Genomic DNA, 20,582 nt, shown 5'->3' on the forward strand with positions numbered 1-20,582 from the left:
CTGTCGATAATTAAAACCTTTCCCCGTCGAATTAAGTTTAAATATACAAATGAATCTAAATCTTATAAGTTATGATGTTTATTTGGTATATTTTAATCGGTATCGTGGCGGGATGGCTCGCCGGGAAGATTGTACGAGGGGGAGGTATGGGTTTGTTGGTGAACTTGATAGTGGGTATTATCGGCGGAGTGCTGGGTGGCTGGCTTTTCGGGGTGATGGGGATTTGGACGACGGGAATTATCGGGAGCCTAGTCACGGCGACGGTGGGAGCTATCGTGTTGTTAGCCATCGTGTCTTTGCTTAGCAAAAGAAGCTCGTAGGTTATGGGAACGAGGTGGCAAGTGGTAATCCCGGTCTTTCTGTTCTGCTTGTTTTGCCCGGTGCTTTTGCGGGCGCAGACGGACGAGGAAAAAAAGATACTTCGGGAACGGGAGGAACTCGGTAAAAGTAAGAACGGGGGATCTGTGGCTATCGACGAGAAAAGTGCTTTGGAATTGTTCGACAATACCCCGAGTTTCGGGATATTCCGGGATAATTACTTTGTCACGGGGATTCCCACGAACCACAAGATCGACAAGAACACAGCGGATGCGAAGTTTCAGATTAGCATACGCCAGCGCCTGACAAAAAGTATTCTTCCTTTTAAGACTTTCCTGTACTTGACCTACACGCAGAAATCGTTTTGGGACATATACGGGAAGTCCAGTCCCTTTTTGGATAATAACTTCAACCCCGGGGTAAGCCTGAGTAAGGTTGTGATATACCGCAACCACTTGATGGGGATGGCGGTTCTCTCGTTCGAGCACGAGTCGAACGGGCGGGATTCTCTGGCTTCCCGGAGTTGGAATTATATCTCCTTGTCCGGTTCGTGGTTTATTGACTACCGTTTTTCCGTGCAGTTGAAGGTATGGGGAGGCTGGGTGGACAAGGAGGGCAACCCCGACCTGTTGAAGTACAAGGGGTACGGGTTCGTCGCTTTCAATTACCAAAGCGCCAACGAGCGGTGGTGGTGCTCCGCCGTGATTAATCCCCGGCGGCAGTTTATCAATATGAATACCACCTTGGAAGTGAACTTCAAACCCAGCCGTGACGCCAACGAATACCTGTTCGTGCAGTTCTACAACGGTTACGCCGAGAATTTGTTGGAATACAACCGCTACGTGTCGATGGTGAGGTTTGGGATTTGCATTAAGCCCGTTTTACGCAATTATTATTAAACTTTAAGCCTTGTTTTCCCGTATAATACCTTGTATTTAAAAGCAATGTATTATGTATAAATTAATATTAGTCCGGCACGGGGAAAGTGTTTGGAACAAGGAAAACAGGTTCACCGGGTGGATGGATGTCGACTTGAGTGAGAAAGGGGAGCAGGAAGCACGCCGTGCTGGGGAGTTAATCCGGAAGCACGGCTTGTTGTTTGACGTGGCTTATTCTTCCGTGTTGAAACGTGCTATTCGCACGCTGCATTTGCTGGAAGAGACAGCCGACCGGGTGTGGGTCCCGGAGATTCATAACTGGCGTTTGAACGAGCGGCATTACGGGGCATTACAGGGATTAAACAAAGCGGAAACGGCAAAGAAGTACGGGGACGAGCAAGTGCATATATGGCGAAGGAGTTTTGATGTCACACCTCCTTTGCTGGCGCCGGACGATCCTCGGGGTGCCGTTTTCGAGGATAAGTACAAGAATATCGATCCTGCCGTCCTCCCGCTGGGCGAGTCGCTGGCGTTGACAATCACGAGGGTTATCCCGTTTTGGCAGGATTATATCGCCCCGTGCCTGATTGCTGGCAATACCGTTTTGGTCGTGGCGCACGGCAACAGCCTTCGGGCGTTAATCAAGTACTTGGACGGGATCAGCGACGAGGATATCGTTGGTCTGGAAATTCCGACGGGCGTGCCGCAAGTGTACGAGCTGGACGAGCGGTTGCGCCCGATACGACGGTATTATTTGGAAAGTTAGCATTAACTTTCCAAATAAGTCAAAGGTTCATAAAGTCCCGTGATTTTTATTAATTTTGTATTTTCAATCTTCAATTTTGAATTGCATGAAAATAATAACTTACAATGTCAACGGCTTACGGGCAGCCCTATCGAAAGAGTTCACGAAATGGTTGGAAGAGGAACAGCCTGATGTAGTGTGTTTGCAGGAAACGAAGGCGCAACCCGATCAGATTCCGACGCTTGAATTCGAGGCGTTGGGATATCGTTCTTATTTCTTTTCAGCCAAGAAGAAAGGGTATAGCGGGGTGGCAATCCTCACGAAGGTGGAACCCGACCACGTGGAGTATGGCATGGGAATACCGCTCTATGACGACGAGGGGCGTTTCATTCGTGCCGATTATGGCGACCTGTCTGTTGTCAGTGTGTACCATCCCTCGGGAACGACCGGGGACGAGCGTCAGGCATTCAAGATGAAATGGCTGGAAGATTTTCAACAGTACGTGAAAGAATTGCATAAAACCCGCCCGAACCTGATTCTTTGCGGGGATTATAATATCTGCCACCGCCCGATAGATATTCACGACCCGGTGCGTAATGCCACGAACAGCGGTTTCTTGCCGGAAGAACGCGAATGGATAGGCGGTTTCATTGATTCCGGCTTTATCGATACTTTCCGTTATTTCCACCCGGAAGAAGCCGGGAAATACACGTGGTGGAGTTACCGTTTCAACGCCCGTGCCAACAATAAGGGCTGGCGTATCGATTACTGCATGGCAAGCGAAAGCCTCAAGCCCCGCTTAAAAGATGCCTATATCGAACCGGAAGCTCGCCACTCCGACCATTGCCCTAACGTGCTGGTGATAGCATAGAAAGAACATTATTTTACAAGAATTTCCGTCATCTTTGTAATTGGCAGGGGTGTGTTATTCCGCTTTTTGGGAAAAAGAAAAGAGCCGATTAGAAATCGGCTCTTGGAAAAGAATGCCCCCGGTCAAGAAGGTGTATGTGAGGATCGGCGTTTGTTACAACCGGGGGGCATTCGAGGATAGATTGTTAGTGTTTTTAAAGAATGCCCCCGGTAAGAGGTGTATGTGGGGATCGGCGTTTGTTATACCGGGGGGCATTCAGGAATATCTTCATCTATTCTTTTATTTGATTAGTTTATATGTTATCTTGTAATCAACTCGTCGTAGTTTCGGAAAAAATTCTTTCATCATGTACCTGTAAGGTGTTCCGTTGTTCAAGTCCATGAGTTGTTTCTCTCTTCCCTCGAAAATTCCGACTGTATTAATAATGTAAAGAACTCTATCTTTATCGGGCATCCCGAATTGTGTAATCATTTTCTTCAAGCCTGTCCAGTCCTCGGCTACCCAATCCATGTGGTAGAGGTCTTTCCGGAGAGGATACCTGTCGAGCAGGTAGTTGCGCAGTTCCAGCGTGCGTCCGCGTGACAGCTTCTCGTTCTGCTCGTACGTTCCCTCGGGGGAAGCGTACCCGGTGAGGTAAATGCCCGTTATCTCGTAAGCGGGGTTATTCCTTATCTCGTCGAGCGTGGCTCTGATCTTGGCAAGTTCCTTGCGGTTGTCCCGGTAGTCCGGTATGATCTGAGTCCGGTTCTGCGGGTAATCCAAGTAGGCGGAACCTTCCTTGGCGTAGGTTTCTTTTACCTTCTCCCGCACGACGGGGCGTTGCTCTTCTGCTTTACTCGTGTTCGCCACGATTTTCACTTTTGCTCCCGTGTTCTCCTTCACGATGACCGGGGTAGCCTCTGCTACCGGCACGGGCGTGAATTTGGGTGTCGGGGCAACGATCTGTACCTTTCCTTTTTGTGCGGCATCCCATTTGAGGTTCTTTGCCAGCATATTTACTGAGATCAAGCGTTGCTCGATGCCGTCGTAGAAGCTTTCGCGAAGGTTCAACACGGCGTCCTGCATCCATGCCTCGTAGGGTACGACCACTTTATAGTTCACTTTTTCCCGCGTGCGCTTATTGACCACGAGGGTCGTGTAAGCCGGGAAGGGATCTACCCCGTTGTTGAAGTAAAGTGACCGTAGATACGCCTTAGACCGTCTTTTGCCGTTCACGATTACCGATGGTAATTCTTTTACTTCTTTTCCTGCCTCGATCACCGGGGTCAGCGTGAAAGCCTGATTGCTGCCAACTGTCAACCCGTTCAGATCGAAGTTCATCTCGATGTAAAGACTGTCGCCCTGCTGTTCAAAACGGTTTTGGGTAATTCGTATCTCACCCGCATGAACGGTAGTTTGCGCCTTCGCTTCCGTCACGAACAGACCTGCGGTCAATAAAATTATACTGCATATAATTGCCTTTTTCATCTCTCTTATTTTATAATGTACACCAGACTAAGCCCTACCTTTGTCGGTCCGATATAGTTTTTCGTGCCTTCTTTTATATGTTTTCCCTTCACTTGGTATTCATATTTGTCGTACTCGAACCGGACGTACCCGACGCCGATCGTTGCTTCCAGGTTGAGGCGTTTCCCGATGATCCATTGATAACCGTATGAAATGCCGCCCCCGTAAAACGAACCCTCGTAGCGATATTTGTCCAACCCTAACATTTTAATTCCCCCTGCGTTGAACTTGCCACCGAGTCCGTGTATCCCGAAGAAATGCCCGTTGAAGCGTTCACTTCCCCAGTACCGGAATTCCGGTTGAACCAGCCAGTGTTTTATCTTTTTATTATCACCAAAGCTCCATGCGTTATACGTACCGGACAGGTCGAAAGTTATCTTTTTCCCTAAAGCGACTTCCACGTCCGCATTGGGGGTGGTGGTCAACCAGTACAAGGTGTTGGTCTTCAAGCTGAAAACCGGTGCGGCGTAGAATTTCTTCTCCTGTCCGCTGACGTTACCTGTCGAAACAAGCACAATCATTCCCAGCATGAATATCCATTTCCTCATCATAACCCTTTCACTTTGTTTTTTGATATTACAAAAGTATTCGAAGGGAAGCAAGAAATGGTGACTTTTAGAGTGTATTTACACTTTGAAACGTTTCTATTGAAGTACTCCGTGTATTTTTTTGATTTGTATTCCGATATTTTTATTAAACGATGAATTGAATTATTTCACTTTTCGCAACTATTTTTCGTGTAGGTTCGTATAACGAGTAATTTAGTTGTATTATTTAAATACTCAAATCATGACAACTTTCGATTACAATGAAGAATTAATTAAAGCCATGAAAGGTAAACTTCCCGGGGGAGTGAATCTGGCGAATACATTAATAGATATGTTATATCTCGGTAAAGAAGCCGTTTACCGCAGATTGCGGGGTGAAGTTCCCTTTACCCTCGCCGAGGCTGCCACGATATCCCAAAAGATGGGGGTGTCGCTCGACAAATTGGTCGGTTCTAATAAAGGTATGAACGCGATATTCGATTTGAATATCATTCATTATAGCGAACCACTGGAAACTTATTATTCAATTGTCGATAATTACGTGAAAATTTTTCAAGAGATAAAGGGCGACCCGACGTCGGTATTATGCACGGCGTCGAATATTATCCCGCAGACTTTCTACTTGAAATACGAGTTGTTGTCGAAGTTCCGAATGTTCAAATGGTTGTACCAGTTCGAGAAAATCGATATCGAGCATCACTTCGAGGAACTTCAGATGGTGGATAAATTGCTCGACCGGCAACGGGATTTCGTGAGGGAGTCGCAGGAGTTTAACCGTACCGTATATATATGGGATAGCAAGATCTTTGTCTATTTGGTAAATGATATTAAATATTTTGCCCGGACGAACTTAATTTCACAAGAGTATGTTCAGAAATTGAAAAAAGAGTTGATACAGTTGTTGGATGAGCTGGAAGAAATAGCGGTGCAAGGTGTTTTCAAGACCGGGAAGGAGGTATCCATATATATAGCGAACGTGAATTTCGAGGCTACGTATAGTTATATCGCTACTTCCGCCTATCGTTTGAGTTTGATTCGCCTGTTTGCGATCAACTCGATCACGTCGCATGACGAGAATGTTTTCCGTAACGTGAAAGAGTGGGTGGACTCGTTGAGAAAATATTCCGTATTGATCTCTCAAAGCGGAGAAATTCAACGGATCAAATTCTTCAACGAACAGCGCGAAATCATCAACGGGCTGTGCGAGTAGGTAGATTCAGCAATCAAAAAATGCGAACAACGTTTGTTGCAAATAATGAAATAGTTAACAATAAATAGAAAAGATGTTTCATAAATCAAATCTGTTTTGACTTATATTACAAAAATAGAAAAAACGTATTTGGTTGATACACTGTAATGAGCACTGATTATTGAAGATTATCTTTCATCTTTGTACTGCCGAGAGGGAAGAACGTCATCCCGGTAGCATTTATTAAAAACAGTGTGCATTGATGAAACAAAATTACAAATAGTATCCAGACCGCATTTGATGTTTCGAACATCGGATGCGGTTTTGTGATACGAGTCAAATAAATTCTATTTATAAATTTAAAAACTATTGACAATGAACAAACGAGAATTAATTGAAAAGGTAGCAGAGAAAAACGGAACAAGTAAAGTAGAAGCTGCTAAGGCTGTAAACGCTGTAATCGGAACTATGGCTGAAACATTGAAGGAAGGCGAGAAAATTTCTTTATTGGAATTGGGTTCTTTCTCTATCAGAGAACGTAAAGCTCGCAACGGTTACAACCCGAACAGCAAGCAAAACATGACCATTCCGGCGAAGAAGGTTGTGAAATTCTCTATCGGCAAATACTTTTTTGATTAAGGAACGGTACCCCGATGAAAAATGCCGTGGTAAATGAACTAATCAGCACGATGCGCGAGATTACTCCCAAAGAGGGGAATCTCGCGAATATCCTCATGGAGGTATTGTGCATGAGTAAGGAGGCGATTTACCGGAGATTAAGGGGGGAGGTTGCTTTTACGTTCAGTGAAGTAGCGATCATCGCCAGCCAGATGGGCATATCGTTAGACAAGATTGTCGGTAACAGTATGTCCAGCGGGGCGATGTTCGACCTGAACGTGTTGCACTTTTTGGAGCCGATGGATAATTATTACGAGATATTAGTTCGTTACCATAAACTATTCAGATACGTTAAGGCGGATCCAACGACGGAGGTCATTACCTCGTCGAATACCATTCCTTATACATTTTACGCCCCTTACGAGAATTTATCTAAATTCCGGATTAGCAGGTGGCTATACCAGAACGAGAAGTTGAGAACACCAACCTCGCTGGCTAACATCGTTATCCCGGAAAAACTGGCGAAGGTGCAGAAAGAGCTGCAGGAAGACCTGCGGCTGGTACACAAAACCTGTTTCATTTTGGATCAGGGGGTGTTCGCTTCCTTTGTCAGAGAAATAAAATATTTTGCAGAATTAGGTCTGGTGACCGCGACCGATGTCGCGAATATGAAAAAAGAGTTGCATCAACTTCTCCGCGAGTTGGAATTGGTGTCGGAGAAAGGTTCTTTCCATAACGGGAACCTGTTGTCAGTTTATCTTTCTAACGTCGATTTTGAGGCAACTTACAGTTACGTGGAGAAAAATGGATATCAGATATGCTTTTTACGTATCTATTCGATCAATTCGATGGATTCGCGTGATGGCAAGGTGTGCAATTACCAGAAAAAATGGATTCATTCGTTGAAAAGACATTCTACCCTTATATCACAAAGTGGTGAGATACAGCGAATGAATTTCTTTAACGAACAAAAGAAAATTGTGGATACGTTATAAGTGCGCGTGTGATTTCTTAAAGGTCGAGGTTGTCCGGTGGAGGTCGGACAACCTCTTTTTTTATTCGTCTTCCAGCTTACCGAACTTACCCGAATTCAAGTCATGGAATGCGTCCATTATTTCTTCTTTCGTGTTCATGAGGAACGGACCGTATGCCACGATGGGCTCCTTGATCGGTTGCCCGCTCAGCACGAGCGCTGTGGTGGACTCCTCAGTTTCCAGCGTGATTTTTTCCCCGTCGTTGCGGAATAGGATGAAGTTGTCGGCGGGTGCCATTTCGTTGCCGTTTACCCGCAGGTTGCCTTCAACCACGAGAATACCCGTGTTGTAGTCCCGCGGCAGGGTGAACGCGAGGGCGGTTTTCCCTTTCAGGCGTAAATTATACATCTCGATAGGCGTGAAGGTGCGGGCGATGCCCTGTACTCCCTTGAATGTCCCGGCGATGACGTCTGCCGTGCCGCCTTCTTCCGGGAGGATGTATTTTGGGATCATCTCGTTCGTGATGGGTTGGTAGCCCGGCTCGCTCATCTTGTAACTGGCGGGCAGGTTGACCCATAACTGCACCACGTGGAACGGACCACCTTTTCGGCTGTACTCCGCCTCGTGGTATTCCTTGTGCAGGACTCCCGCTCCTGCGGTCATCCATTGTATGTCGCCGGGACCTACCACGCCGCGGTTGCCCCTGCTGTCGTGGTGTGCCACTTTCCCGCTGTAAACAATGGTTACCGTTTCAAATCCCCGGTGCGGGTGAACCCCGACGCCTCTTGGCGTTTCCCTTGGGCAGAAGTCTATTTTGGCGTTATAGTCCAGTAAATAGAACGGGCTCATCCGGTGCGGCTGGATGTCGTACCCGTGTGGGAAAAAGTTGTGAACCCGAAACCCGTCACCCACCATGTGGGACGGGGGAGGGGGTAATATCTGTTGCACGTGTTTTGTTTTCATCATATCATTTTTTATACTTAAACGTTTGTTTTGAAATAAGGTTGTAAACACTTGAAAATTGAGAATTGAAAATGAAAAGATTACCGAAGACGAAAGAGTATTCCAGCTCCTCCTCCCCCAAAGGAGTTTAGGGTGAAAAAAGAAGCGGAAGATTGTGTGGTTGAAATCATTCAATCTAAAATCTAAAATTAATATTATCTTTGTAGAAGTATTTAATCGATCAGACTATGAAAAGTAAGAAACTCGGTATTATTATCGGATTGTGTATGGCGCTGGCAGCGTGTTCTTCCTCACCCAAGGGGAAGGGAAAGGCGAAAGGGCAGGCTTTCCGGTTGCCGGAAGTGCCCGTGATTTACACGGGGGAAAGGGAGCAGGCGAAGTTTCTGGTTGCTCATTACTGGGATCATTTTAATTTTGCCGATACCTCGCTGATAAGCCAGCCGGAGGTCACGGAACAGGCATTCGGGGGATTCCTGCAATTGTTTCCTCTTGTGCCTTATGCGGATGTGGAAAGTGGTATTGCCGGAATGCTTGATAAGGCGCTGGCTGCCGATTCGGTGATGTTCGCTCATTTTACCTCGTTGTACGAGAATTACTTGTATGACCCTAATTCTCCCATGTTGAGCGAGGAATATTATATTCCCGTGCTACAATATATTGTGTGTTCGCCCCGGATCGGGGAAATCGATAAGGTTCGACCGGAATACCGCCTTATGATGGCGTTGAAAAACCGACCGGGAAGCAAGGCTGCCGATTTCGTCTACACCTTGCCGTCGGGAGAGAAAGGGAAGTTGTCGGACATTCGTTCTAATTACATCATTCTTTTCTTTAATAATCCCGATTGTGATGCCTGCCGGACGATACGGGCGGAAATAGCGGGTACGGGACTGAATCCTTTTTTGGAGAAGGAACAGAAAGAGAAACAGCGTCGGCTGGTATTCCTTTCGGTGTATCCCGACCCCGACTTGGACGTGTGGCGGAAATCGCTGAAAGAGCAGCCTTCGTCGTGGATAAACGCGTACGACGACGGGGAGATTATTCGGAAAGAACGCTTGTACGATTTGCGGGCTATCCCGACGTTCTACCTGCTGGACAAGAATAAAAAAGTGATATTCAAGGATGTTCCTTTTCGGGTAATCCTGTCGTATTTGGATCAGAACCTTTAACCGGATGGATGGCTTATGAATAAATTACCACCAATACAGAAAATTCACGAGGCATACAGTGCTATTGCCGACGGGCGGGTGAAGTTCGACAGCGAGCGGGCTGAAGTGGTTTCTTCCGATCGGAAAAAACGTTACACCGTGACGTGGGAGGGCGACCAGTACACCTCGAACGACAACGCTTCCTATTGGCAGGGATACGCGGGTTATCCGATGATCGCCGTGTTGATGTTGCAGGGACGCTTGCCGCTGGACAGACAGATTGCGGGGTATTTTAAAGGGATTAACTGGACGGAACTGAACGCCCGCTACAAGGCGAAGTACGACCGAGCCGTGGCAGAAGTCATGGGGCGTCTCCGGGAGGAAGGTGTGGATACGGAACGGGTGGACGAGGAGGTCAACCGGGTATATAGCGCTTTGAAAGAGTTGGATATTTCCACGAAACGGAGTAGAATAGAGATTGTCATGCTTTAATCGACAATTCGGCGGTCGCCAAATCGCTAAATTATAAACTTACCGGCATTGTTTTTTTAAAGGGGTTCGTTATCTTTGCGGCTTGAAGTCGAAAATGATAGCGGGGTAGAAATCAGTTCAATGGAATAACAGATTGATTATGAACAAAATTGTAAGTAAAACTTATTTTTCAGAGAAGGTTGTAAAACTAGAGGTAGAGGCTCCTTTGATCGCTAAATCCCGCAAGCCGGGTAATTTCGTGATCGTGCGTGTCGGAGAGAAAGGCGAGCGTATGCCGCTGACGATAGCCGATGCGGACGTGGCGAAAGGGACGATTACGCTGGTGGTGCAGGTGATGGGTGTTTCATCCCGGAAATTATGTGCGCTGGAAGTAGGGGAGTACGTGACGGATTTAGTGGGTCCTCTCGGCAAACCGACTCATATCGAAAAAGTGGGTACGGTGTTGGCTTGTGGCGGAGGTGTCGGGGTTGCTCCCTTGTTACCGATCGTGAAGGCATTCAAGGAAGCGGGTAACCGGGTGATCTCGGTGATTGCCGGACGTACGAAGGATTTGGTGATTCTGGAAGACGAGATACGGGCTTCTTCCGACGAGGTGATTGTCATGACGGATGACGGCAGCTACGGGAAGAAGGGTTTGATTACCGAGGGTATGGAAGAGGTGATCGCCCGTGAGAAAGTTGATTTCGCCGTGACGATCGGTCCGGCTATCATGATGAAATTTTGCGAGAAAGTGACCCGGAAGCACGATATTCCCACGGTGGCAAGTTTGAACGCAATCATGGTGGATGGCACCGGGATGTGTGGGGCGTGTCGCGTGACAGTAGGTGGAAAGACCCGCTTTACTTGCGTGGACGGACCGGAATTTGATGCACACCAGATTGATTTTGATGAGATCCTTTCTCGTTTGGGAGGTTTCAAAGATGACGAGACTGTTAAAGCACAACATGAAGCAGAAGTAAAACACGAGAATATAGAGGTGAAGAATGGCGTGAGCGACCGTAACGAGGCGTGGCGCCAGGAACTTCGCCAAAAGGTGGCGGGAAAAGAACGTACTGCTATCGAAAGGGTATCTATGCCTGAAACGCCTGCTGCGGAGCGTGTCAAAAGCCAGCGTATCGAGGTGAACTTGGGGTTGACTGCCGAAATGGCTATGCGGGAAGCTACACGTTGCATGGATTGCGTGACGCCGACGTGTATGGAAGGTTGTCCCGTGAGTATCGATATTCCCGGTTTTATCAAGAATATCGAACGGGGTGAATTTTTGCAGGCGGCAGCCGTGTTGAAACGTACGAGTGCTCTCCCGGCTGTTTGCGGACGGGTATGCCCGCAGGAAAAGCAGTGTGAGTCGAAGTGTTTTTATTTGCAGAAACTCAAGAAGCCGTCAGTGGCTATTGGCTATCTGGAACGTTTCGCTTCCGATTACGAGCGGGTGTCCGGACATATCTCCGTGCCCGAAGTAGCCCCGGCTAACGGTATAAAAGTAGCGGTGATCGGTTCCGGTCCCTCGGGATTGTCCTGCGCGGGCGATCTGGCAAAGCGGGGATACGATGTGACTGTGTTTGAGGCGTTGCACGAGATCGGCGGCGTGTTGAAATACGGTATCCCGGAATTCCGTCTGCCGAATAGCGTGGTGGACGTGGAGATCGAGAACTTGAAGAAAATGGGCGTGAAGTTCGTGACGAATTTTATCGTGGGAATGACGGATAGCGTGGCAGACTTGAAAGCGGATGGCTTCAAGGCGTTCTACGTGGCTTCCGGCGCGGGGCTTCCCCGTTTCATGAATATTCCCGGCGAGAATTGTAATGGAATCCTTTCTTCTAACGAGTATTTGACGCGGGTAAATCTGATGGGTGCTGACAGCGAGGATTCCGATACCCCGATATATCACGGGAAGAACGTGGTTGTCGTGGGTGGTGGCAACACGGCGATGGACTCCGTGCGTACGGCAAAGCGTTTGGGTGCGGAGCGTGCGATGATCGTGTACCGCCGTAGCGAGGAAGAGATGCCCGCCCGTTTGGAAGAGGTGAAACACGCCAAGGAAGAGGGATGTGAGTTTATCACGTTGACGAATCCCGTGGAGTATATCGCTGACGAACGGGGACGAGTGAAACAAGTGCGGGTGCAGAAAATGGAATTGGGTGAGCCCGATGCCAGCGGACGCCGTAGCCCGGTGCCAATGGAAGGTTCCGAGTACACGATCGATGCCGACGTGGTAGTGGTTGCCGTGGGTGTATCGCCTAACCCGATTATCCCGAATTCGGTTGTCGGATTGGAAGTATCCCGCAAGGGTACTATCGTGGTGAACGAGGAAACAATGCAGTCTAATTTGTCCGACTTGTTTGCCGGGGGTGACATCGTGCGAGGCGGTGCTACCGTGATTCTCGCCATGGGCGACGGTCGCCGTGCGGCAAAGCATATCGATGAAATGTTCAAAGCCTGACAGGTTTTAAAATATTGTTATGTGTTGGGGCTGTTCCGAAAGGGCAGCCCTTTTTTAATTGAAAATTGAAAATGCAAAATTGAAAATGGGCTTTTCATTTTCGAACTACCGCTTTCAGCTATATTTTATTCTTTTTTTGACCGCTTTCTTGCATGAAAAAGATGTGTAAACGGTTCAGCGCGGAGGTGATAGAGCGATTGCAAGCGTTGGTATGGTGGGATTGGTCTGCCGGCAAGATACGGCAATACCTACCTTGTCTGATGTATGGGAACCTGGATGAATTGCCGACGAATAGACGAGGAGATCCCGGTGAGAACGGGAAGAGAATAGGGTGAGAATAGGGATCACCTTCGGTGCAAAGTCGTTTCACCTTCGGTGCAAAGACCTTCGTGAGCGAAATTGTATTGACTTTGTACCGGGAGTGATTCGAAGTTGTTCCCTCTCTTCAGCCTGGTCTCTCCCTTATTTCTGTTTCATTTCTCACTGTCAGGTTACCTACTCTTTATACACATCTTTTTCATTATATTTGAATGTGAAAAGCTTGTACGTTTGGTATGGTATTACTTAATCACTGAATTTATAGACTTTTTCCTATATTTGAAAAAATATTGTAATTCACGATAGGGGTTTTGTGTGAAAAAGGGTCTTAGGGATAGACCAAATAATTATGGGATGATGATAAAGGTGTTAATTTTGATTTGCGTGCTGTTTATCGGGGATAGGATAATGGCACAAGAGAAAGAGAGATTGTATGATTTTTCTTTTTCACAGACCCCTATTGAAGAAGTTATCGCGGAGGTCGAGCGGCAAAGCGGGCACGTGTTTTCTTACGAGTCATCGTTGTTGCGGGGATTCCCGGCGATCACGTTGCGGATGAAGAGTTTCTCGCTGGTGAACGTGTTGGAGCGGGTGTTCGCGGCGAACGGGGTACACTACAAGGTGGTGAGGAATTACGTGGTGTTGAAAAAGCGGAAGCCCTTCTTCGTGATTAGCGGTACGGTGCGGGATTTCGCCTCGCTGGAAACCTTGATACAGGCTTCCGTGTATGACGGCAAGCGAGGGATGGGGACGATGACGAACAATCACGGTTTTTACAGTTTGGCGTTGCCGGGTGGTAAAGTGCAGTTGACGATTTCGTTCGTGGGGTATAAATCGTATCAAACGGCATTCACGCTCTCTCGGGACACAGTGATCTCCGTGGATTTGGTGCAGGACAACCGTTTGGACGAGGTGCTGGTGGAGGGAGGCATCACGCGGGGAGGTATCCGTAAGGTACAACCGGGGCAAGTGCGGTTCCCGGTGAAGATGGTAAACGTGTTGCCGAGCCTGTTGAGCGAGAGTGACTTGCTGAAGACGTTGCAATTAATGCCCGGCGTGAAGACAGGAAGCGAGGGGTTGGCAGGACTGTACGTGCGGGGCGGGAACATGGACGAGAACCTGTACTTGATGGACGGGGTGCCTCTCTATAACCCGAGCCATTTGCTGGGGTTCTTTTCTACCTTTAATTCCGATGCGGTGAAGAACGTGGATTTTTACAAGAGCAGTTTTCCCGCCCGTTACGGGGGACGGCTTTCCTCGGTGGTGGACGTGCGGATAAAGGAGGGGGATATGGAGGCTTATCACGGGAGTATATCGGTGGGATTGATTGCGTCGAAACTGCAACTGGAAGGACCTATAAAAAAGGGCAAGACTTCCTTTAACGTGTCGGCTCGGCGGACGTATCTCGATCTGATCGCCTCCCCGTTGATAAAGTCACTGACACGTTCTTCTTCACGGGACAACTTGTCTTACGAGAAAGGGGGATATTATTTCATGGACGTGAACGCTAAGGTGACGCATAAATTCTCGGAACGCAACCAGTTGGCTCTGAATTGCTATTGGGGACACGATAAAGCATGGTACGGGATGTACGACAAGGATAAGAACCTCTCGGGAACAGACCCCCGGGATTATGTAAGTGATGACAATTGGAGTTGGAGCTGGGGAAATTTTATTGTTGCCTTGGAGTGGGGGGCACGGCTTAATTCAAGGTTGTACAGTAATACTTCCGTGTCATACAGTCGCTATCTTTCCCGGATAAATATCTCGATGTTCGAGAAGATGCAAACGAATAAGGATTCCGGTAGCTGGAAACCGGAGGTGCTGAATGATTCATATAGTCATTTTAACTCGGGAATATACGATTGGATCGTGAAAAGTGATTTCGAGTATAACTTGAACGAGCGGCACACGGGGCGTTTCGGGGGAAGTTACGCGTATCACACGTTCGTGCCCGAGATGAGCCGTCTCAAGATCGCCTCGGATGACTTCGGGGCGGGGATTCCCGGCAATTGGCAATCCCGCACGGAAAGCTGGGTGTACGGCAACGAGATCGCCTTGTACGCGGAGGATGAGATCCGGTTGACGGAGCGATTGCGGGTACATCCGGGTGTACGCCTTGCGCTGTTCCGGGTGGAGAGGAAGAATTATTTCTCGGTGGAGCCTCGTTTTTCCCTGCAATACCAGACGACGAAACGATTGTCCATGAACGTATCGTATGCCGAGATGAGCCAGTACGTGCATTTATTGGCTTTCGGGGGCGTTAGCTTGCCGAGCGACTTGTGGGTGCCCGTGAGCAAGGAGATTAAACCCATGCTGTCGAGGCAGGTGTCGGGAGGAATTTATTATCAGTTCAACCGGGGATGGGACGTATCGCTGGAAGGATATTACAAGACCATGAAGAATCAGATAGATTACTTGGACGGGGCATCGATATTGCCGGAGTATAAGAATTGGAAAGAGCACGTGGCTGTGGGGAAAGGCGAAGCATACGGGTTGGAGGTGCAAGTGCAGAAAAGTGCGGGGAAGACCACGGGGTGGGTGAATTACACGCTGGCGTGGGCGAACCGTCGATTCCCGGGCGGGGAAATCAATTACGGGAGGAAGTACCCGGCGAAGTACGATAGCCGCCACGGGGTGAATATTGCCCTGGTACATCGTTTCAACAAGCGGTTCGATATTAGTGCGGCGTGGGTGTTTCATTCCGGGGCTAGAGCCACGATCGCATTGGAGAAGTATGCGGGAGCGACGGTCGAGGGTGTGGTGGAAACACCCCCGACGGTAGATCACGTGGAATACAGGAATAATTTCAGAATGAAGGCGTACCACCGTTTGGATCTCGGTTTTAATTTCCATCGTTACCGGAAACGGGGTGTTTCGACATGGAGTATCGGGTTGTATAACGCTTATTCCCGGTTGAATCCCTTTTTCATGTATTCCGACACGGAAAGGATTGCCGGGAGCAATGCCCGGAAACCGGTGCTAAGACAGGCTTCGATATTCCCGGTGATACCTTCGTTCTCGTACACGTTTAGGTTTTAAAACAATTGAAAATGGAGAATTGAAAATGAAAAATGAAAAATGAACTCCTCCGGCGCTTTGCGCCACCTCCTCTATAAACAGAGGAGGAGCTGGTGATCTTAACCGAAGACGGTGGGTAATTCAGCTCTCCCTCTGTTTATAGAGGGAGTACCCCGAAGGGGGGGAGGGAGTTTAAAGATAAAAACTAAAAGATGAACATACACACGGACATATCTACTGTTAGCAATAACCTGCAACTCGCCGAAGGCGAATGTAACCAGCAACCTGTAACTTGCCGAAGGCAAACCCTATGGCTATTTTTTATTTGTTTGCTCGTGGGTTGTGAGCAGACGTATGATTATGATGGGGAGTATCCCGACCCGAAGTTGGTGATGTACGCTTTCGTGAAGCCGGATTCGGTGATTTCGGTGCAGGTTACCCGGACGTTTTTCTTTGGTGATTCGGTGGTGAATAATCCGATGGAGGTAGAGGGGGAGGTATATGTGAATGGTGACTTGGCGGGTGATTTGAAGTGGAATGGGGAGGAAGGATACTCCGTCGTGTATCCGAAGCGGGGAGATCATGTGAGAATAGTCGCCCGGTCGGCAGGATTCCCGGAAGTGGAGGGAGAAGTCGTATTGCCGGAACAAGCCCTTGTGATAGAGGTCGATACGTTCTCTAGCAATGACGGGAGAGATGACCGGATGAATTACCGGATTACCATAAAAGACGAGAGACTAGGGCGGCTTTACTATCGTCTGATCGTGGAAAGTTACTCGTACACCCGTATCGGGGACGAAATAATCGACCCTTCGACTTCTTACGCTTTTTTCACGGACAAAGATCCCCTGCTGGAAGGTTCGTCCAGCGTGTGGTTTGACGAGGACGAACGCAATAAGTATCATCTTTTCACGAATGAAGTGTTCGAGGGAACGTCTTACGTGATGAAGGTAAGCAATCGGCGGATGTATTCTTACGTGTACGAGGAAGAAAAAGAGGGACAGCAGGTGATGCAGTATAACGTGAAGGGATGTCGGGTGAAGGTTGTCAACATAGATAAGGCGACTTACCAATACCTGAAATCGGTGGAGATGTCAGACCGGGGCGAGGGAATCATGGAGCCGATACAAGTGTACGGTAACGTGAAGAACGGCGTGGGAGTCGTTGGATATGCCAACGAGGCGGTCGTGGATTTCGTGATGCCGGAGAAAGGAAATGTTTTATACACTAATTGATAATGTTATGAAAAAGAGTTTTAGTCTGTTATTGATTTTGTTTTTCTGGGCTGGTTGCGCAGATAACGATGACGTGATCGGTTGGGATCATGTCGAGAATTACGGTGACGAGCGGTACAAGGATTACGGGGAGAACCCTTTCCTTGCCGTGGCGGATTACCCAGTTTCCACGTTCTCCGTGGATGCCGATGCCGCTTCCTACACGAATGCCCGCAGGTACTTGAGTTTGGCTCAATTGCCCCCGAAGGAGTCGGTGCGAATCGAGGAATACGTGAATTTCTTCACTTATGATTACCCCGAACCCGCAGAGGGAGAGAGCGTATCGATAAACACGGAAGTTTCCGGCTGCCCGTGGAATGGCGAACACCACTTGATACGGGTTGGCTTGAAAGGAAAACACGTGCCGGAGGCGGAGTTGGCGGCTTCTAATTACGTGTTACTCATCGATGTGTCCGGCTCGATGGATGCGAGGGACAAGCTGCCTCTTTTGCGGGAAGGGTTCAAGATGATGGTCGACGAATTGAATGATGATGACCGGGTGGCGATCGTGACCTATGCCGGGAAGTCTAGCGTGGCAATGAAATCTACACCTTGTAGCCGTCGGGACGAGATCAAGCGGACAATCGACAAGCTGAGAGCCTCGGGAAGCACGGCTGGTGCCGATGGGATATTGACGGCATACGAGATTGCGCAAGAGAATTTCGTGCAGGAGGGGAACAACCGGGTGATACTCGGTACGGACGGGGATTTCAACGTGGGTCTTTCTTCTTACGAGGAATTGGTGGAGTTGATCGAGGAAAAACGCAAGAGTGGAGTGTATCTCACGGTGTTGGGCGTGGGTTCGGATAACTTGAACGACCATATGCTGGAACAAATCGCCGATAAGGGGAATGGAAATTACGAGTATATCGATAACTCGGATCAGCTGGAAAAGGTGTTTGTGCACGAGAAAGCAAGATTCCATGCCGTGGTGAAGGATTGCAAGGTGCAATTGACTTTTAACTCGAACCGGGTGGAGAGTTACCGTCTGATAGGGTACGAGAACCGGTTGATGGATAAAGAGGACTTTGACGACGACCGGAAGGATGCCGGGGAAATCGGGGTAGACCAAACCGTGACGGCACTTTATGAGGTAAAATTGAAGAATGGTGGTGATGGGTACTTCGCCGCGTTGGATGTCCGCTACAAACAACCGCCTATCGAGCAAAGCCGCCTGTTGCAGCATAAGATTGACGGTATGCCTGTATCTGTAAGTCAAGCAACGGAAAATACTCGTTTTGCTGCGGCAGTGGTCGCTTTCGGGTTGATGATGAAACAGTCAGAGTACCGGGGTACGGCATCCAAATCTATGATTCTTGACCTTGCGGGCAGTGCGAAAAGTTTTGATCCTCACGGGTATCGGGATGAATTTTATCGTTTGGTGCAGAAAGTGAAGTTTTAAGTCACTGATGAAACAGTATTGTGAATATATTTGTGGAGAGCTGAGTTACTCACCATCTTCGGGAAGAGTCACCAGCTCTTCCTCTATTTATAGAGGAGGTGGTACGAAATGACGGAGGAGTTTTAAGATAAAAATGGGCTTTTGGCATCTCCTTCCTTTTTTACTTGCTAAAAATTTATTTGCCTATATGCTTGTATGTTTCCGATGGGTAACATATGTTTGTTTCCGAATAGTAACATAAGGAAATATGAAAGAGAAAATAGGTGAGAGGGATCGGGAGGCAACGGAGAAACGGTTACTCGATACGATCGAGAACATGATTATCGAGAACGGGTTCGAGAAAATAGGAATCAATGCCGTGGCGACTCAATCCGGGGTGTCGAAAATATTGATATACCGTTATTTTGGTTCAGTGGAGGGGCTTATGGCTGCTTACATTCGGCAGCATGATTTTTGGATAAATCTTCCCGTTGAAGAACCTTCTAGGGAGCAATTGCCCGATTTTCTGAAAAAGATGTTTCGAGGACAGATCGAGCATTTGCGGGTTAATCCTACTTTGAAAAGGCTGTATCGTTGGGAACTTTCCTGCAACAATGATATGATCGTGAATTTGAGGGTGCAACGAGAGGCGATGGGTGTTAGCCGGATAGAGCGAGTATGCGAGCTATCGGGTTATCCGAGGGAGGAAATCGCGGTGATGGCGTCGATGCTGACGGCTTCTATTACGTATCTGGTGATGCTGGAAGAATATTGTCCCGTGTATAACGGAATAGCGATCAATCAGAATTCGGGTTGGGAACAGATAAGCCGCGGGATAGATGCTTTGATAGATAAGTTTTTTAAAACCAATGGTAATGAACACTGATTTTCTGAAAATAGCGGGGTATGCTTCCAAAGCTCCGTCGGGGCATAACACGCAGCCTTGGAGGTTTGGAAGCACGGACGACGGTATCGTTATCTTGCCGGACTTTAGTGTCCGTTTGCCCGTGGTGGACGGGGACGATCGGGAGTTGTTTATTAGTTTGGGGTGCGCGTTGGAGAATCTCGTTATTTCTGCCCGCCATTTCGGTTACTCGGCTGACGTGACGGGGTACGGAACAGAAAGGATTGGCGTCCGCTTGATGCAGGATGGTAGCGTGGGTGACGATCCTTTATTCGGGCTGATAGAAAGAAGGCAGACGAATCGCGGTATGTACAACGGGGACAAGCTTGCCGATAGGGTGCTCGGGGTATTTGAGTCCCTTTGCCGGGAAGACCGTGTCAAGATGTATTTCACCCCGGTAGGTTCCGCTTTAGCCGATACGTTGACGGAATATATCGTTAAAGGGAATCGTGTTCAAATGAACGACAAGGCTTTTAAGGCGGAGTTGCTTTCTTGGATGCGTTTCACGGCGGGACAAGTAAAGAAGACCAATGATGGGTTGAGTTACAAGGTATTCGGTAATCCGCCGCTTCCCCCGGCGATTGCTAAACCTATTGTCCGTTGTTTTTTGAAGCCCGATAAACAGAATAAGTCAGACCGGGAGAAAATAAGGTCGTCCTCTCATTTGGTGTTGTTTACAACCCAAGATAATACGCCGGGAGTGTGGATTGGGGTGGGACGGACGTTGCAACGTTTTTTGCTGATGGCGACCGGGGAGGGTGTGTCTTGTGCATTTTTGAACCAACCTTGTGAAGTACGCTCCTTGGCTGTTGAAATGCAGGATTTGCTCCCGATAAACAAGGAATACCCGACGTTGATATTGAGGTTGGGATATGCTGACGCTATGCCTTATTCGCCCCGTAAGCAGTTGGAGGAGTTATTGGTATGATATACAAAAAAAATAATATTCGGTGTGTTCCCGCACGAATCCCAAAGAAATAATTCTTTTTTCAAGCAT

Annotated in this window: 19 protein-coding genes; 16 read left to right on the forward strand and 3 right to left on the reverse strand. The window is 48.1% G+C overall.

Going from position 1 to position 20,582, the window contains the following annotated elements; all coding sequences use genetic code 11:
- The first annotated feature begins 71 nt into the window (after positions 1 to 71).
- The 4 genes from A3CY_RS0101160 (at position 72) to A3CY_RS0101175 (ending at position 2,812) form a co-directional block, all read left to right on the forward strand.
- Positions 72 to 320 (forward strand): GlsB/YeaQ/YmgE family stress response membrane protein, encoded by a 249-nt coding sequence (locus tag A3CY_RS0101160; protein ID WP_018336047.1) that lies wholly within the window; start codon positions 72 to 74, stop codon positions 318 to 320.
- Between the two features lie 3 nt (positions 321 to 323).
- Positions 324 to 1,217, forward strand: coding sequence for a phospholipase A (locus A3CY_RS0101165; RefSeq protein ID WP_018336048.1), 894 nt, complete (start codon positions 324 to 326; stop codon positions 1,215 to 1,217).
- Positions 1,218 to 1,269: 52 nt separating this feature from the next.
- Complete coding sequence (gpmA, locus tag A3CY_RS19985) at positions 1,270 to 1,962, forward strand: 2,3-diphosphoglycerate-dependent phosphoglycerate mutase (RefSeq protein ID WP_018336049.1); 693 nt, start codon at positions 1,270 to 1,272, stop codon at positions 1,960 to 1,962.
- A gap of 85 nt (positions 1,963 to 2,047) precedes the next feature.
- On the forward strand, positions 2,048 to 2,812 hold the full coding sequence (locus A3CY_RS0101175) for an exodeoxyribonuclease III (protein WP_026207176.1): 765 nt from the start codon (positions 2,048 to 2,050) through the stop codon (positions 2,810 to 2,812).
- 279 nt (positions 2,813 to 3,091) lie between these two features.
- Here A3CY_RS0101175 and A3CY_RS0101185 read toward each other — a convergent pair whose 3' ends face one another.
- Together A3CY_RS0101185 and A3CY_RS0101190 are read right to left on the reverse strand one after the other, a co-directional pair.
- Complete coding sequence (locus A3CY_RS0101185) at positions 3,092 to 4,279, reverse strand: DUF3868 domain-containing protein (protein ID WP_018336052.1); 1,188 nt, start codon at positions 4,277 to 4,279, stop codon at positions 3,092 to 3,094.
- 5 nt (positions 4,280 to 4,284) lie between these two features.
- Positions 4,285 to 4,869, reverse strand: a complete 585-nt coding sequence (locus A3CY_RS0101190; protein ID WP_018336053.1) for a DUF3575 domain-containing protein — start codon at positions 4,867 to 4,869, stop codon at positions 4,285 to 4,287.
- A gap of 238 nt (positions 4,870 to 5,107) precedes the next feature.
- On the opposite strand from A3CY_RS0101190, the gene A3CY_RS0101200 reads away from it, so the two are divergent.
- From A3CY_RS0101200 to A3CY_RS0101210, 3 genes are all read left to right on the forward strand, one after another.
- Positions 5,108 to 6,076, forward strand: a complete 969-nt coding sequence (locus A3CY_RS0101200; protein WP_018336055.1) for a helix-turn-helix domain-containing protein — start codon at positions 5,108 to 5,110, stop codon at positions 6,074 to 6,076.
- Between the two features lie 354 nt (positions 6,077 to 6,430).
- The gene (locus A3CY_RS0101205) at positions 6,431 to 6,694 is read left to right on the forward strand and encodes an HU family DNA-binding protein (protein WP_018336056.1); all 264 of its coding nucleotides are present in this window, start codon (positions 6,431 to 6,433) and stop codon (positions 6,692 to 6,694) included.
- A 14-nt stretch (positions 6,695 to 6,708) separates the two neighbouring features.
- A complete protein-coding gene (locus tag A3CY_RS0101210; protein WP_026207178.1) occupies positions 6,709 to 7,668 on the forward strand; it encodes a hypothetical protein in 960 nt (319 codons plus the stop codon).
- A 60-nt stretch (positions 7,669 to 7,728) separates the two neighbouring features.
- Here A3CY_RS0101210 and A3CY_RS0101215 read toward each other — a convergent pair whose 3' ends face one another.
- Positions 7,729 to 8,613, reverse strand: a complete 885-nt coding sequence (locus tag A3CY_RS0101215; RefSeq protein ID WP_240388107.1) for a pirin family protein — start codon at positions 8,611 to 8,613, stop codon at positions 7,729 to 7,731.
- Positions 8,614 to 8,837: 224 nt separating this feature from the next.
- On the opposite strand from A3CY_RS0101215, the gene A3CY_RS0101220 reads away from it, so the two are divergent.
- The 9 genes from A3CY_RS0101220 to A3CY_RS0101260 all read left to right on the forward strand — a co-directional run bounded on the left by A3CY_RS0101220 (position 8,838) and on the right by A3CY_RS0101260 (position 20,513).
- The gene (locus A3CY_RS0101220) at positions 8,838 to 9,776 is read left to right on the forward strand and encodes a DUF5106 domain-containing protein (protein WP_026207179.1); all 939 of its coding nucleotides are present in this window, start codon (positions 8,838 to 8,840) and stop codon (positions 9,774 to 9,776) included.
- A gap of 15 nt (positions 9,777 to 9,791) precedes the next feature.
- Entirely contained in the window at positions 9,792 to 10,247 is a 456-nt protein-coding gene (locus A3CY_RS0101225) for a hypothetical protein (RefSeq protein WP_018336060.1), read from the forward strand.
- Positions 10,248 to 10,386: 139 nt separating this feature from the next.
- Positions 10,387 to 12,687, forward strand: coding sequence for a bifunctional dihydroorotate dehydrogenase B NAD binding subunit/NADPH-dependent glutamate synthase (locus tag A3CY_RS0101230; RefSeq protein WP_018336061.1), 2,301 nt, complete (start codon positions 10,387 to 10,389; stop codon positions 12,685 to 12,687).
- 152 nt (positions 12,688 to 12,839) lie between these two features.
- A complete protein-coding gene (locus tag A3CY_RS22370; protein WP_205619906.1) occupies positions 12,840 to 13,022 on the forward strand; it encodes a hypothetical protein in 183 nt (60 codons plus the stop codon).
- Positions 13,023 to 13,359: 337 nt separating this feature from the next.
- The gene (locus A3CY_RS0101240; RefSeq protein WP_018336063.1) at positions 13,360 to 16,047 is read left to right on the forward strand and encodes a TonB-dependent receptor; all 2,688 of its coding nucleotides are present in this window, start codon (positions 13,360 to 13,362) and stop codon (positions 16,045 to 16,047) included.
- Between the two features lie 191 nt (positions 16,048 to 16,238).
- The gene (locus tag A3CY_RS0101245; RefSeq protein WP_018336064.1) at positions 16,239 to 17,261 is read left to right on the forward strand and encodes a DUF4249 domain-containing protein; all 1,023 of its coding nucleotides are present in this window, start codon (positions 16,239 to 16,241) and stop codon (positions 17,259 to 17,261) included.
- Between the two features lie 7 nt (positions 17,262 to 17,268).
- Complete coding sequence (locus A3CY_RS0101250; protein ID WP_155828151.1) at positions 17,269 to 18,702, forward strand: vWA domain-containing protein; 1,434 nt, start codon at positions 17,269 to 17,271, stop codon at positions 18,700 to 18,702.
- A 247-nt stretch (positions 18,703 to 18,949) separates the two neighbouring features.
- Positions 18,950 to 19,567, forward strand: a complete 618-nt coding sequence (locus A3CY_RS0101255; RefSeq protein ID WP_018336066.1) for a TetR/AcrR family transcriptional regulator — start codon at positions 18,950 to 18,952, stop codon at positions 19,565 to 19,567.
- On the forward strand, positions 19,557 to 20,513 hold the full coding sequence (locus A3CY_RS0101260; protein WP_018336067.1) for an Acg family FMN-binding oxidoreductase: 957 nt from the start codon (positions 19,557 to 19,559) through the stop codon (positions 20,511 to 20,513). Before A3CY_RS0101255 ends, A3CY_RS0101260 begins: the two co-directional genes overlap by 11 nt.
- Positions 20,514 to 20,582 lie beyond the last annotated feature (69 nt).

This window comes from Butyricimonas synergistica DSM 23225, assembly GCF_000379665.1.
In the GTDB taxonomy this organism is placed as follows: Bacteria; Bacteroidota; Bacteroidia; order Bacteroidales; family Marinifilaceae; genus Butyricimonas; species Butyricimonas synergistica.

Coding starts and splice junctions, on each gene's coding strand:
- A3CY_RS0101165 (WP_018336048.1), top strand. CDS start 324: ATGGGAACGAGGTGGCAAGTGGTAATCCCGGTCTTTCTGTTCTGCTTG.
- A3CY_RS0101210 (WP_026207178.1), top strand. CDS start 6,709: ATGAAAAATGCCGTGGTAAATGAACTAATCAGCACGATGCGCGAGATT.
- A3CY_RS0101245 (WP_018336064.1), top strand. CDS start 16,239: ATGAACATACACACGGACATATCTACTGTTAGCAATAACCTGCAACTC.
- A3CY_RS0101175 (WP_026207176.1), top strand. CDS start 2,048: ATGAAAATAATAACTTACAATGTCAACGGCTTACGGGCAGCCCTATCG.
- A3CY_RS0101255 (WP_018336066.1), top strand. CDS start 18,950: ATGAAAGAGAAAATAGGTGAGAGGGATCGGGAGGCAACGGAGAAACGG.
- A3CY_RS0101190 (WP_018336053.1), bottom strand. CDS start 4,869: ATGATGAGGAAATGGATATTCATGCTGGGAATGATTGTGCTTGTTTCG.
- A3CY_RS0101260 (WP_018336067.1), top strand. CDS start 19,557: ATGAACACTGATTTTCTGAAAATAGCGGGGTATGCTTCCAAAGCTCCG.
- A3CY_RS0101250 (WP_155828151.1), top strand. CDS start 17,269: ATGAAAAAGAGTTTTAGTCTGTTATTGATTTTGTTTTTCTGGGCTGGT.
- A3CY_RS22370 (WP_205619906.1), top strand. CDS start 12,840: ATGAAAAAGATGTGTAAACGGTTCAGCGCGGAGGTGATAGAGCGATTG.
- A3CY_RS0101205 (WP_018336056.1), top strand. CDS start 6,431: ATGAACAAACGAGAATTAATTGAAAAGGTAGCAGAGAAAAACGGAACA.
- A3CY_RS0101220 (WP_026207179.1), top strand. CDS start 8,838: ATGAAAAGTAAGAAACTCGGTATTATTATCGGATTGTGTATGGCGCTG.
- A3CY_RS0101230 (WP_018336061.1), top strand. CDS start 10,387: ATGAACAAAATTGTAAGTAAAACTTATTTTTCAGAGAAGGTTGTAAAA.
- gpmA (WP_018336049.1), top strand. CDS start 1,270: ATGTATAAATTAATATTAGTCCGGCACGGGGAAAGTGTTTGGAACAAG.
- A3CY_RS0101240 (WP_018336063.1), top strand. CDS start 13,360: ATGATGATAAAGGTGTTAATTTTGATTTGCGTGCTGTTTATCGGGGAT.
- A3CY_RS0101160 (WP_018336047.1), top strand. CDS start 72: ATGATGTTTATTTGGTATATTTTAATCGGTATCGTGGCGGGATGGCTC.
- A3CY_RS0101215 (WP_240388107.1), bottom strand. CDS start 8,613: ATGATGAAAACAAAACACGTGCAACAGATATTACCCCCTCCCCCGTCC.
- A3CY_RS0101185 (WP_018336052.1), bottom strand. CDS start 4,279: ATGAAAAAGGCAATTATATGCAGTATAATTTTATTGACCGCAGGTCTG.
- A3CY_RS0101225 (WP_018336060.1), top strand. CDS start 9,792: ATGAATAAATTACCACCAATACAGAAAATTCACGAGGCATACAGTGCT.
- A3CY_RS0101200 (WP_018336055.1), top strand. CDS start 5,108: ATGACAACTTTCGATTACAATGAAGAATTAATTAAAGCCATGAAAGGT.